This window comes from Sphingobium sp. AS12, assembly GCF_019097845.1.
Taxonomy (GTDB): Bacteria; Pseudomonadota; Alphaproteobacteria; order Sphingomonadales; family Sphingomonadaceae; genus Sphingobium.
The window spans coordinates 220,957-234,526 of sequence record NZ_JAHRGM010000046.1; the positions used below are offsets into that span (position 1 = coordinate 220,957).

Consider the following 13,570-nt stretch of genomic DNA (forward strand, 5'->3'; position numbering starts at 1 on the left):
CGCGAGGGGAGATCGGGCGCATCATCGGCCGACAATCTTCGCACCGATGTCGAACGGCTCCCCGGCGGGGACTTCCGCCTGGATATCATCGTTCATCGAACGAACCTCGGCGAACCCGCCCGAGCGGCGTAGCGCGCCAGCCACATCGGTCCGCGGCGGCTTGTAGCCCGTCAACTTCACGCTCGGACCGTCCCAGACGTAGCGCTGAAGCCATGCACCCTCCGGCAGCGCCTTGCTGACGGCGGCAAGTCCGGCGAGCGCGTCATGGTCGCGCCGCCGCGCAAGCGAACCGGCGACGAGCGCCCGGTCCTGTTCGATCCGCCGCGTGATCGTCTGCGCGACCGTGGCCGCCGGCTGCTGATCCTGCACAATCCGCTCGAGGCGTTCGACCGCAGCGACGTCCTGCCAGATCAGGATCGCGATATTGATGACTACAAAACAGGCCACGGCCGCCCACACCAGCGGCGTCGCGCTGCGCGGCCTTGGCAGGAGCCCCGCGTCGCGCATTGCAGGCGCGAAATCGATCGGCCTGGCAAACGCCGTGTCGTCTTCCATTGCAACTCGTAGCGGAACGAGCTTCGCGTCCAGCGCCGTCTGTGCGATCGTACGGGCTGCATCGATGGGCAAACCGGCGACCTCGACTCGAACCTTGAACGGCCCGGAGCCCGGCCCGATCCGCCTTGCCGCAACGATCATCGTGCCAGGGGGAAAGGGAAGTACGCTATCGCCCTCGAATGCTGCCATACGCTGCAGGTCGCGCTCACCCAGCATCGGGCGCTCGATCACGCGGGCGAGACACAGGTGGCGCGGCACGAGGATCGCGACGCGCGCGCCGGGCCGCGGGACGCCCTTGCTATCTGTCGCAGGCGACAGGCCGCCATCCGCGAACAGGAGCCGAGGCACCCCGTCGCTCCGCCCAAACCGCAGGCGCGCCGGAAGCAATTGCTCCAGCTCGCTGACCCACCAGCGCGCGCCTTGGGCCAGCCAACGGCCGATGCTCGCCATGTCGGCATCGAGAATGCCTTTCGCGCTCATCGCTCCTCCCCACATTCGCCGGTCAACGCATCGATTCTACAAGGGCCGTGACTTGTCGCCCTCGGGCGTACGAGCAGGTCGGGCCATATGCGCCTGTCGTTTTCCGCAAAAGCGACGCGGATACGAATGAGCTCGGGCGTGGTGGAACGATCCCACCAGCGATCCTGCCACACCCGCGGCGCGCCAGGGCGCGGCGGGCCCAGATAGGAGATCGACAGATCGCGAATGCCCGAGAGCAGACGATTGGGTGTCCAGCCAACCAGATCGGTCCCGCTTCGATCGATTTCGACCTTTCGGCTGTGTGCGCTGTAGAGTACGAGGTCACCGCTGGCGGTGCGCGTCAGGCGGAACCGCTGCAATGCATCGGGCCCATCGCGGTCGAAAGGTGGCCCCACGAATGTCAGCACGCCGGCGGTCCCGCGCAATTCGACTATCGGAACGGCGGAATCGATCCGTGTGATTGGACGCAACCGCTCAATCGTCGCCCGCAGAACGCGCTGGGATGTGACGATCTGCTCGAGGTTGCTCTTGGAAACGCGTTCGCGCTGGGCAATGATGCCCGCACTCGCCAGCCCTTGCGTCAGCAGGACCGCGGCCATCCCGAGCAATGCAAGGCTGACCAGCAATTCGATGAGGGTGAAGCCACTCTCGCCCGGCGACCGATCGGCCGAAAAGTGCGCGATCGCCCTCACGCTTCACTGACTCAACCGCAGGGTCTGCACACTCACGAGCCGCCGGCCTGTCGTCCCATCCATGACGTCGATCCTGACTCGCTGCAGCGGCACCGTGGTGTCCCGGGCGCCACCGCCGACCGTGCGGCGCGTGAACCGCCACGAGAAATCCCGCCAGCGTCCCGCGTCGGCCAGCTGGCCCGGCCCCTCCGGCATTGTGGCTTGCGCCAGCAGCGATCGCGCCAGCAGGATCGCCTCGCGCTTCTGCACGACCCGGCCCGCCGCCTGCGCATGCGCCGAGATCGCCGCGAAGAGCATACCCGACATGCCGGCAATCACCGCCAGCGAAACGAGCGTCTCGATCAGGCTGAAACCCTCCTCGGAAGGCCGCACCCTCACAACACGCGCTCGATCGCGCCGGTCGTCGAGCGCACACGCCAGCGCCGCTCCCGGACACGATCCGAAACCGCCACCTCTCCGCCCGTAGCGGTGCCGTCAGGATAGAATGTGATCGCGCCGCCCGGAGCAATGCCGCGAACCTGCTCCGGCAATCGATCGGTCGCGTCACGGAAGCCGAAATCGCGCTGGTCGGGCGACACGGCGAAGCGGACGCTCGTCCCGCGACGCAGCGCCTGCGCGCGCGCAGCGCGCAGCGAAGCCTCGAAGCGCATCGCTCCGTCGGCAAACGCCTGATAGCGCAAGGCGGACCCCACTGCGGGAAACATCAGGCTCGAAAGCAAGGCGAGAATGGCAAGAACGACGAGCGCCTCCAGGAGCGTGAACCCCTGATCCGGACGAGACCGCGGCGCGGTCCCCTCACCAGCTCCCCACATCCCGGGCCTCCCCGGTGCCGCCGGGCTGACCATCCGAACCGAGGCTGTAAACATCGATCTCGCCATGCTCGCCGGGATTGCGCAGAAGATAGGGTCGGCCCCAGGGATCGACGATCGCCGACTGGTCGGGAAGATATGGCCCGTTCCAGCTCGACAGGTTGGGCGGCGCCTTCACAAGCGCTGCGATACCCTCCTGCTCTGTCGGGAAGCGCGACGCATCGAGCTTGAAGAGGTTGAGCGCGGCAACGACGTTCTTGGCCTGGACCTGGGCGGTCTTCGACCTCGAGCTGTCGAGATACTTGATCACCTGTGGTCCGACGATCGCGGCCAGCAGACCGAGAATCGCAAGGACGACAAGAAGCTCCAGAAGCGTAAATCCAGCTTCCCGTGTGGCTTCCTTTCCGGGGTTCTTTCTCATTTTGCTTTCTCCCTTCATGAAGACAGGGCCACGTCGTTGAATCCGAGGATCGCGGACATGATCGACGCGATGATCGCCGCCACGGTGGCGCCGAGCAGGACGGTGATGACGGGGGTGAGAATGCCGATCAGCCGCTCGAGGCGCGTGCGGACATCCCGGTCCAGCACATCGGCGAGGCGGATGAGCATCATGCCGAGCTGCGAGGTCTCCTCGCCGGTGCGCAGGAAGCCGATCGCGAGCCTCGGAAGCACGCCCGACGCCGCCAGCGGCGCGGTCAGACCGCCGCCTTCCTTGACGCCATCGGCGACCTTGCCGATCGCTCCGGCGAGAATCTGGTTCGACAGCGTTCGCTGCGCGAGCGCCAGCGCCGCGGGCAACGCAACTTCACCCTCGACGAGCGCGCCCAGTGTCCGCGCGAACCGCGCCGTTTCGATCCGCCGCACCAATTCACCCAGCTGCGGCACCCGCAGCACGAACCGATCGCGCACGAGCCGGACCGCCGGCTGGCGCAAGGCTATTGCCCCCGCAAATATCCCAACCCCCATCACGAGGAGCAGAAGGAGGCCATATTGCCGCAGCATGCGGCTCGCGGTCATGACCACCACCGTAGCGGTCGGGAGCTTCTGCGCAGAGCTCGCGAACAAGCTTTCGAACTGCGGCACGACGAACAGCAGCATCAGCAGAACGACGCCGACCGCTATCACGATCAACGCGATCGGATAGATCATCGACGAAACGACCAGGCGTCGCAGCTCAGCTTCCTGTTCGAGCGCACCCGCGAGGCGCGTAAGCGCCTCGCCGAGCCTGCCATTGGCCTCGCCCGCCTCTGCCATCGCGACCGCGGTCGGCGAGAACAGATCGGGCTTCTGGGCCATGGCGCGCGACAGCGGCGCGCCCTCGCGCACGTCGCGCAGGATGTCCGCCAGGTGCCCTGCGACCGCCTTGTCCTCGACATTCTCGACGGCAAGGGCCAACGCCCGGTCAAGCTGCAACCCGGCTTCGAGAAGCACCGAGAGTTCGCCGACACTGATCGCGGCGGCCACCCCGCCCCTGCCCCTCGCTTTCGGGCGACGCCCTGCGCGCGCCGGCGGCATCGCAACAAGCTCGAGCGGCTGGACGCCACCTCGCCGCAATACTGCGACCGCCTCCTGGCGATCGGCCGCTTCCAGCTCGCCCGCCAGGCTCGATCCGTCATCCTTGACGGCACGGTAGCGAAAGGTCCCCATCAACCGTCCCCGCTCGCGACGCGCAGCACTTCCTCGACCGTGGTGAGTCCGGCTGCCGCCTTGGCGACCCCGTCGGCCAGCAGGCTGCGCATGCCGCCCGCCTCCCCGGCCGCTTGGATGTCGGGCGTATCAGCACGGTGAAGGATGAGGCGCGAGACAGCCTTGTCGACCCGCAGGAATTCGAGAATGGCGACACGGCCGGCATAGCCGCTCCCGCCGCAGCGCTCGCAACCCTCTGCGTGGAACAGCTGCCTCACCCCGGACACATCAAGAAGCGGCCGCAGTATTTCGGGAATCTCGTCTGCCGCGTCATAGGGACGGCGACACTCCGTGCAGAGCCGCCGCACGAGCCGCTGCGCGAGAATGCCGGTGAGTACCGAGCCGAGCAGGAACGGCTCCACCTCCATGTCGAGCAGGCGCGACACGGCGCCAGCGGCGGTGTTAGTGTGCAATGTCGAGAGAATCATATGGCCGGTAAGCGCCGCCTGGACCGCAATCTGCGCGGTCTCGGTGTCGCGGATCTCCCCGACCATCATCACGTCGGGGTCCTGGCGCAGGAAGGAGCGAAGCGCGGTGCTGAAGGTGAAGCCAATCGCCGGATTGACCTGCGCCTGGGTGACCCCCGGAAGGCGATACTCGATCGGATCCTCGACGGTCAGAAGCTTGCGGTGGGGGGCGTTCAACTCGGACAATGCCGCATAGAGCGTCGTCGTCTTGCCACTACCGGTCGGACCCGTCACCAGCACGATGCCATGAGGACGGGCGATGGCCTCGCGCATGCGGGCCGTGAGGACGGGATCGAAGCCCAGCGCGACGAAATCCAGGGCAAGCTTAGAACGGTCGAGGATGCGCATCACCACGCTTTCGCCATGAATCCCCGGCGACGTGGCGACACGAAGATCGATCTCATGACCGCGCACCGAAATCCGCAGCCGGCCATCCTGCGGCAGCCTTCTCTCGGCGATATTGAGGCCCGCCATGACCTTGATGCGCGAAACCAGCGGGGCGCGCATCGCGACCGGGAGCTTGGCCGATTCTCGCAGCATGCCATCGATCCGGAAGCGGATCGCAAGGCCATCGTCGTTCGGCTCTATATGGATGTCCGACGCCCGCTCGTCGGAAGCGCGGGCGATGAGGCGGTTGACCGCGCGAATGACCGGCGCGTCGCTGACCAGATCCTTCAACCGTTCGAGATCGTCGCTGTCGATCTCGCCGTCCGCCTCGTCCGCGGCCGCTCCCGTGCCATGATAGAGCCGCTCTAGCGCCGCATCGATGTCGCTTGCGCGCGCAATGACCCGCTCGACACGCCGCCCGGACATGAACTGGAAGGCCTGCTCGACGAACGGATCGAACGGATCGCTCACTGCAACCCGCACCATGCTCGCGTCGGCCGCGACAGGGAGCGCGCGGGTCTTTCGCAGGAAATCGACCGAAAGCTCGATGCCCTCGATCGCCTGAGCCGGCAGCGCGGATCCATTGATGACCGGCAACCCCGTATGGGCGGCCATCTCGGATGCGACTCGGTCTTCCGACAGCAATCCGAGCCGCGTCACGACCGAGTCGAGGCGCTCGCCCGTCTCGCCGCAAATCAGCAGCGCGCGCTGCAGGCTGTCCTCCGAAAGCGAGGCGCGCGCGCGCAGCATCCCCTCGAATCCTTGCGGATTCGAGGTGTCCCGACCCGGCTCCTCTGCCGGGGGCTCCTGACCTTTATGCCAGGATCGTCCAATATTTGCCGGTCGGAACATGCTATCGCTACCCATGCCTCCTGTGGCGGTCCCTGGTGAAAGGGAAGAACTAAGTTCCGCGGAACTGATAGATACGACGCATATGCTAGTATTGCTACATTATAGTTTCACCACATCCCCAGCTTGAATCATTGATTTATTATGTCCAGCCGTAATGGATGTAATATATTTAGTATCGCCATAGATTGCTCATCATCGCGATAACAAAAATGTCATTTATACTCGATAGAACTTCATCGTCGGTTAAGGATCGAGTCGTTTTCCGGCACTTACGAAATCCGCCTCTATTATTAGCGGATAAGCTGCCCGATTGTTCGGGCACCGGCGGACCGGTGACAGGCAAATCCTGCCGCCGGCCGGTCGGATGTATAGAACGAGGGTCCGCGCCAGTTCTTACGATTTGGCGGCCGGGACTTTGCGTGACCAGGAAATTGCATGGAAAGGGGCGACGACTACTTGGTCGGCGAACGCTGGACTGTGCCTTTTTAAGTGAACGTATCGGCAAACCCAACTTTGAACAGGAGAATTCCAATGAAGCGTTTCCATTCCGCGCTCTTCCTGGCGTCCGTCGCCAGCATGGCGCTCGCCTCTGGTGCCTCGGCACAGATTGCCACTCCCGGCCCGAACGATGGCGATCCTCGCCTGCATGGTGCGGGCGCCACGGCGGTTCAGGAAATCGTCCAGGACGAAATCGACGCGACCACGATCAGCGATCCGAATTTCGCCGCAGCGTACCTGGCGACCGGCTCTGGGCTCGGCCGCCAAGCCTTCCGCAACGTCACCAATCAACTGCCCGGACAGCCCACCTGGGACACGGTCCAGTACGCCTTCTCCGAGTCAGGCACATCGGCGAGCGAACTCACGCAATACAACACGAATGTCGGGTCCTATGGCCTCAAGCCAATCCAGGTTCCCAAGTTCGTGCTGCCGATCGCGCTCGCCTACAATCCGGTTTACGCTCGCAACACCGCGACATCGACGGACTATCGCTTTCGCGTGAACCCGGCTTTTGCCGCGGCCACGACCCAGATCAACGGTGTCAACGTCGGCGGATTGCGCATGACGCGCCCTATCGTCTGCGGCATTTTCAACGGGACGATCACCAACTGGAACGACACGGCGCTTACCAACGCCAACGGAACTCTGTCGTTGGGGGATCCCGCTGACACGACCTTCAGTACTGTTGGCGCTCCCATCCGGCTTGTTGGCCGGATGGATCGCTCCGGCACCACGGATATCTTCACGCGGGCCATGAAGGCGCACTGCGACGCCATCCTCACCGAACCCATCAACAAGTATGATACCAACGCCGAGGCGCTGCCTTACGCTCGTGTTGCTGGGGCCGCAGATTTCAGCGGCGTTCGTGCCGATACGCCCTACTCGCTGACCTCCACCGCGCCGCTCGCCGGCCCGATCAATTCGATCGGCAATCGGTACTACGACCCCGTAACCAACACGACCCCGTCAGTGCCAGGTGGTCTCGACCCCAACCCGGCTCCGGGCGCCAACGGCACAGGTCTCTTCCTGATGGCCGATGGTAGCAGCCGTGTCGCTGCAGCCATTGCCGCGGCACCCGATATCGGCACGACCCGCGTGGTCAACGGCAAGGTCGGCTATATCGGCGCCGACTTCATCGTCAACGCAGTGAGCGGGAACCCGAATCTGCACGCCGCCGCCCTGAACAGGCCCAGCGCTGCGGGAACCTGGCATCTGCCGAGTGCAGCGGCAGCGACGGCCAACCTCAATCCGGTGAATCCGCCGGAGTCCAATAACTCTGGTGCGTTCGCCAACTTCGGCACCGATGTGCGCAATGGGATCACGATGGCGCGCGCCAATCCACTGTCCTGGCACAACGTGCTCTCGGGCATGCCCGCAGCTAACGCGGGCTACCCGATTACGGGAGCAAGTAACATGCTCCTCCACACCTGCTACAAGCCGACGAACTACCCGAGCATTCGCAAGTGGCTCGAGCTCAACATCGGGATTCCCGATGATCGGTTCACGAACGCCACGACTGGTCTCATGGCCCAGTCGAACATCGGTGCCCTGCCGACCCGGTGGCAGAACGCAGTCAACCAGACGTTCATCTTGAACTCGACCCAGGTCTCAAATGGTCAAACCCTCGGGGCCCTCGACCTTTGGATGGAAGCGGCCGCAGCCAGTGGCAAGGATCACTGCAACGTCTCCACGCTGCCCGGAGAGACCCAGCCGGGCATGTGATCACCATATCGACCGTCAACTCGACAGCCCCGGAGCAATCCGGGGCTGTTTCTTTCAATCAACCCGGTTGCAGGACCGATTTGGCTCGCAGGACAGAAAGACCAGTCTCACCGGGACACCGCGTGACGATCGTTCGCCGTCTGTTGAAGCCTACCAGGCCTGTGGCTACGAATCCGATCCAGGGAATTCCGAATGGAACATATAAGTTCTGCGTTTCTGGCGACAGTCGCCAGCGTGACGATCGCCTCTGCTGCTTCCGCGCAAACCACTCCCGGACCCAACGATGGCGATCCACGACTGCACGGGGCCGGATCCTCAGCGGTTCAGGAGGTCGTTTGGGATGAAATCAATGGGCTTCCGATTGCGTACTTACCGGTCGGATCCGGGTCCGGTCGCGAAGCTTTCCGCAGAATCACCAACCAGTTGCCCGGACAACCCACCTGGGACACGGTCCAGTTCGCCTTCTCCGAGACGGGCACTTCGGCGAACGAACTCTCGCAGTACAACATGAATGTCGGGTCCTATGGCCTCAAGCCAATCCAGGTTCCCAAGTTCGTGCTGCCGGTCGCGCTCGCCTACAACCCGGTCTATGCCACGCAGGACGGAAACCAGTATCGCTTTCGAGTGAACCCTGCCTTCGCCGCGAGTACGACCCAAATCAACGGTGTCAATGTCGGCGGATTGCGTCTGCCGCGCGCGGCCTATTGCGGCATCTTCAACGGGACGATCACCAACTGGAATAATGCCGTGCTCCAGACTGCGAATGGAAACCTGTCGCTGGGGGATGCGCTTGACACCAGCTGGAGCACCGTTGGCGCTCCGATCCGGCTGGTTGGCCGGATGGATCGCTCGGGCACCACGGATATCTTCACGCGGGCCATGAAGGCGCACTGCGACGCCATCCTCACCGAACCCATCAACAAGTATGATACCAACGCCGAGGTGCTGCCTTACGCTCGTGTTGCTGGGGCCGCAGATTTCAGCAGCGTGCGGGCCGACACGCCCTACTCGCTCTCTTCAACCGCTCCGGTTGCCGGAACGACCAATATGATCGGCAATCAATGGTATGATGTATCTACCAACTCGACCCCGTCAGTACCAGGTGGTCTCGCATCCAACCCGCAACCGGGCGCCAACGGCACAGGTCTCTTCCTGATGGCCGATGGTAGCAGCCGTGTCGCCGCAGCCATTGCCGCGGCACCCGATATCGGCACGACCCGCGTGGTCAATGGCAAGGTCGGCTATATCGGCGCCGACTTCATCGTCAACGCAGTGAGCGGGAACCCGAATCTGCACGCCGCCGCCCTGAACAGGCCCAGCGCTCCGGGAACTTGGCATCTGCCGAGTGCAGCGGCAGCGACGGCCAACCTCAATCCGGTGCTTCCGCCGGAGTCCAGCAGCACTGGTTCATTCTTTAACTTCGGCACCGATGTGCGCGATGGGATCACGATGGCGCGAGCCAATCCACTGTCCTGGTACAAGGTGCTCTCGAGCATGCCCGCAGCTCACACCGGCTACCCGATTACGGGAACAAGCCAGATGCTCCTCCACACCTGCTATAAGCCGACGAACTATCCGAGCATTCGCAAGTGGCTCGAGCTCAACATCGGGATTCCCGATGATCGGTTCATCAACGCCACGACTGGTCTCATGGCCCAGTCGAACATCGGTGCCCTGCCGACCCCGTGGCGGAACGCAGTCAACCAGACGTTCATCTTGAACTCCAACCAGATGTCGAATGGTCAGCGCCTCGGCAACCTCGACCTTTGGATGGAAGCGGCCGGTCCCACCCCCGACCATTGCAACGTCTCGACGTTGCCCGGAGAGACCCAGCCGGGCATGTAAACTAAAACGGCAAGCTTCACTTGGTAGCCCCGGAGCAATCCGGGGCTATTAGTTTTGCTTTGCTCTTTATGCGATCATCCGACGGCGCGGAGTGACGGTCAGTTTCAATCGCATATCCCAGCCGCTGGATCGCCGGCATGAGGATCGGGATTACCGGCTCGAGATGTTTCAGATAGTTGCGGTAGCGGTGGACCGAGCGGGTGTAGATTGGCTCGGTGACCTGAGCGTAGCTCGCCGTGCGCGCATAGCGGGCATTCTCGTGAAAGGCGAGCGTTGCCGGAACGAACGGCACGCCGAGGAAGTCGAGCAGGCTGCGCACCTCGCCTTCCTGATCAGCAACCAACTCCTCGTAGCGCACCGCGCGGTAGTTCAGCGGCAGCGCAGTGTGATAATGCGCTATCAGCTCGGCGATCAACGCGTAATGGCGCGCGGCGCTTTCGAGCGCGTAGGCGCAGTGAAACCCGTGTGTCAGCCCGTTTGAGAAGACCGAAAGCACCACGTCAAGCGGGTGGCGGACAAGGTGCACGATCGGCGACTGCGGGAACAGGATATGGATCAGCCCCAGATGCGTCTCGTTGAGCGGCATTTTGTCGGTGAACCAGCGCTTGGCGGGATCCACCGCGCCGAACCGAACCGCTTCATTGAGATAGAGATCGCGCAGGGAATCGACATGGCCCGCGCGGTCGCCAAGCCACATCTCGGAAAGTGCCTTGGGATAGGTGAGCAGGCTGCCAAGCAGGTTCTGCGCGCGTTCGGCAAGTTGACCTATGATCGGCAGTTCATCGCCGGCGGCAATGTCGGGATGAGCGCTCAACGTCTGCTCGATCAGCGTCGTTCCCGAGCGCGGGAAGCCGACGATGAAGATCGGCTGGGGGTGATCGCTGCGAAGGCTTGCGCGCGGCAGCAGCCGGCTGCGGCCCTCGGTGAAGAACTCGCGCAGGTCCTTGACCAGACTCGCGGCGCGCTCGGCCTGGTAGCTGTGGCCGCTCGTCTCGCACAGCCGCGCCTTTAACGCGGTGAAGGTCGCGAATGCCTCGTCGTATCGCCCCATGCTGTCGAGAATCTGGCCTTTCTCAAGCAGGCCGCTGCTAGCGCCATCTTCGCCCACGCTCGCGTCCAGCAGCGCCAGCGCGCGATCGTGCTCATGGGTCCGCCGGAACAACGTCGCGCGCGCGATCGGCAGCTGGGGGTGGTCCGGGGCTAGCGCTTCGGCCCGTTCGAGCAGCTGGAGCGCTACCTCGACCTTGCGATCGGACTCCTCGAGCTTGGCCCAAGCGAGCAGCAGGGTTGGCTCCTTTGTGTCCTCGGCAAGGACCTCGAACAAAGCCCGCGCTTCATCGAACCGGCCCTGGTCCCTCAACGCGATGGCGAGATGTGCCTCGATGTCGCGGCGCGGCACATCCGGTCCACGCGGTGCCGGGAGCGCGAGCCCAATCCGGAAATGGTGCTCGGCCGCCTTGCCGTTGTGCTGGGCGAGGAAAGCCCGACCCATGGTCAGGTGCGAGATCAACGCCTCGGGCGCGAGGCGGACGAGCATGCGGGCATGGAACTGCGCGCGCAGCATGTCGCCGCGCGCCAGGAAATATTGCGCGGCGATCATCCTCGAAACGGCGTCATTGAAATGGATCCGGGCCAGCCGGTCGATCACCGCGCTTGCCGCATCCCACTTCTGCTCGTGCTGCAAGACATCATACAGCGCCTGGAGCGCGTCCTTGTGCCCCGGCGAGATCCCGAGAATAGCGAGCGCCGCCTCGCGGGTCGCCTCGCGATCACGTCGGGCCTTCGCGTCCTCCAGCCCGCCCGCCAGTGCCTGGTCCTGCTCAGGAAGCTCGGTGCGGACCTCGCCGCCACCCAGCCCGCAGCAGTGGATGAAGGCTAAGCTTGAACCGCACGCGCAGGGCTCGATGGCAGGGCGGTGAAGGAGCTCCGAGGCGATGGACGAGTCGAGCAATCCGGTACTTCCGAAGGAGGGCCGGTCCGGGTGCATGAACCCGGACCGGAAAGCAGGTCAGGCCGCCACACTCAAGATGGTGGCCGCCTCGCGCCGCCAAGATGGTGCGACCATAGCGACGTCGATCTCGATCGTGCAGGCGCGGCGATGGTCGACGCCGATGACACTCTCGCCATCGGTCCAGCGCCAGGCCATGTCGCCATGGCTCTCGGTGGGATGGAAACCGCCGCCGAACAACGCGTTTTCGAGTGCGATCGCTTCGCCGTCGATCAGCAATGCAGACACCGCGACGCCGAGCCGGCGGCGATCGGTCATACCGGGCATGACATGGGCGAGCACGCTGCTCGCCGAGCGCAGCACCAAGCGTTCCGCTGCGGGAATGCGGAAGCGGAAGCGGTTGCCTTCGTCGTGCTCGGGAAGGATCGTGACGCCATCGGCCTCGATCACCAGGTCGGCCCCTTCGCAGCGCGCCCAGCCCAGCACCTCGGCGCGGGCCAGGAGGCGCTGCTGGATCGCTGTGAGCTGCGGGCCGTCCGCCACCATCGGTGCGCAGGCATCATCCCAGTTCATGGGGTCGATCCGGCCATAAAGCTGCGTGAACTCGCCGGAATTGAGCGCCGAGAACCGGTTACCGTCATTGAGATAGGACTCACACGGCAGGCCCTCAGCGAGCAGCACGTCATGCGTATCGAGCTCGACATGGAAGTAGCGGATCTGCTCGACCTCGTCCTGGACAATGGTGGCGCCGTTCACGAGGTGCGCAACTGGAACCAGAACGCCGTCCACGTAGATGGCGTGACCAGGTGAAAGCCTGAGGTCGCGCTCGGGCAGGCCTGGGCCGAACGCATGGGCACGCACGCGCACCGGATTGACCTCATGCGGACGGCGATGACGCGCCGGTCGAGCCACGGTTCGGCCGATCCATTTGACCGGACGCTCCTTGCCTGAGACTGTCAACACCTCATGCCCGACCGAAAGCATCTCGACTCGAATATTTCCTTTCGCCGTCGCAATCAGCGTCCCTTCCGCAAAACAGAAAACGGATGGATCCTTGTCGAAGATTGTTTCCGGGCCAACGGCCACTGCGCCGGCAGGAATGTCTCCGGAGGCCGCGTCTACCACTCCATAGACACCAAAGACCAAACCGCTTTCCTGCGTACCGATACCACCTGGAAGGCCTCCTGCATTCAGGTTTGTCAGTGGGTATCCGGAGGTTGCAAACCAATATGCGTCCTGATTTGTAGTCAGAACCATTCCATTCTCCGTGAATCCATGGATCCACAAAGTTATTGGATTTCCGTCGCCATCAACAAAATTACTGAACTGTATCGACCCAAATGTTGGCAGATAGTATCTATCTTCAGTATATTGTGGATAGTTCGGTTGCGGAATTCCCTCATTCAGAAACCCCGCAGTATATTCATTGTTTAAAACCGTAATTGTACCGGGATCGGAAAGTCCAGGTAGGTTGTTAGCTTCTATGGGGGCTATCCTAGAGTCACCTGATACATCTGTATTTGAGCTATTAAAGTATTTCACGTCATCGGCGCTAAAATTAACGCCGTTGAGCGAGTCGATATTGAAAGGATTGTCAGCCATGCTATATTCTCCTGAAAGACACGGAAC

The 13,570-nt window shown here is 63.4% G+C and carries 11 protein-coding genes; 2 read left to right on the plus strand and 9 right to left on the minus strand.

The genetic code is table 11. From position 1 onward, the window contains the following. Positions 1-21: 21 nt before the first annotated feature. The 7 genes from KRZ98_RS17465 to KRZ98_RS17495 are packed head-to-tail and all read right to left on the minus strand — an operon-like array spanning position 22 to position 5,826. The gene (locus tag KRZ98_RS17465) at positions 22-1,035 is read right to left on the minus strand and encodes a PilN domain-containing protein (protein WP_217674704.1); all 1,014 of its coding nucleotides are present in this window, start codon (positions 1,033-1,035) and stop codon (positions 22-24) included. Next, positions 1,032-1,727, minus strand: a complete 696-nt coding sequence (locus tag KRZ98_RS17470) for a prepilin-type N-terminal cleavage/methylation domain-containing protein (RefSeq protein ID WP_217674705.1) — start codon at positions 1,725-1,727, stop codon at positions 1,032-1,034. Before KRZ98_RS17470 ends, KRZ98_RS17465 begins: the two co-directional genes overlap by 4 nt. A 3-nt stretch (positions 1,728-1,730) precedes the next feature. Then, a complete protein-coding gene (locus KRZ98_RS17475) occupies positions 1,731-2,099 on the minus strand; it encodes a type II secretion system protein (RefSeq protein ID WP_217674706.1) in 369 nt (122 codons plus the stop codon). A gap of 2 nt (positions 2,100-2,101) precedes the next feature. Then, the gene (locus KRZ98_RS17480) at positions 2,102-2,539 is read right to left on the minus strand and encodes a GspH/FimT family pseudopilin (protein ID WP_217674707.1); all 438 of its coding nucleotides are present in this window, start codon (positions 2,537-2,539) and stop codon (positions 2,102-2,104) included. Continuing rightward, positions 2,523-2,957, minus strand: coding sequence for a type II secretion system major pseudopilin GspG (gene gspG, locus KRZ98_RS17485; protein ID WP_217674708.1), 435 nt, complete (start codon positions 2,955-2,957; stop codon positions 2,523-2,525). Before gspG ends, KRZ98_RS17480 begins: the two co-directional genes overlap by 17 nt. Positions 2,958-2,971: 14 nt before the next feature. Then, entirely contained in the window at positions 2,972-4,183 is a 1,212-nt protein-coding gene (locus tag KRZ98_RS17490) for a type II secretion system F family protein (RefSeq protein WP_217674709.1), read from the minus strand. Then, complete coding sequence (locus KRZ98_RS17495) at positions 4,183-5,826, minus strand: GspE/PulE family protein (RefSeq protein ID WP_254798603.1); 1,644 nt, start codon at positions 5,824-5,826, stop codon at positions 4,183-4,185. Before KRZ98_RS17495 ends, KRZ98_RS17490 begins: the two co-directional genes overlap by 1 nt. A 633-nt stretch (positions 5,827-6,459) precedes the next feature. On the opposite strand from KRZ98_RS17495, the gene KRZ98_RS17500 reads away from it, so the two are divergent. Continuing rightward, positions 6,460-8,148 (plus strand): substrate-binding domain-containing protein, encoded by a 1,689-nt coding sequence (locus tag KRZ98_RS17500; RefSeq protein WP_217674710.1) that lies wholly within the window; start codon positions 6,460-6,462, stop codon positions 8,146-8,148. Between the two features lie 234 nt (positions 8,149-8,382). Continuing rightward, positions 8,383-9,993 (plus strand): substrate-binding domain-containing protein, encoded by a 1,611-nt coding sequence (locus KRZ98_RS17505; RefSeq protein ID WP_217674711.1) that lies wholly within the window; start codon positions 8,383-8,385, stop codon positions 9,991-9,993. A gap of 16 nt (positions 9,994-10,009) precedes the next feature. Here KRZ98_RS17505 and KRZ98_RS17510 read toward each other — a convergent pair whose 3' ends face one another. Continuing rightward, on the minus strand, positions 10,010-11,944 hold the full coding sequence (locus KRZ98_RS17510; RefSeq protein ID WP_217674712.1) for a sulfotransferase: 1,935 nt from the start codon (positions 11,942-11,944) through the stop codon (positions 10,010-10,012). 57 nt (positions 11,945-12,001) lie between these two features. Then, positions 12,002-13,543 carry a Hint domain-containing protein gene (locus KRZ98_RS17515; RefSeq protein ID WP_217674713.1) on the minus strand — a complete coding sequence of 514 codons (1,542 nt, stop codon included), beginning with the start codon at positions 13,541-13,543 and terminating at the stop codon, positions 12,002-12,004. Positions 13,544-13,570: the final 27 nt, after the last annotated feature.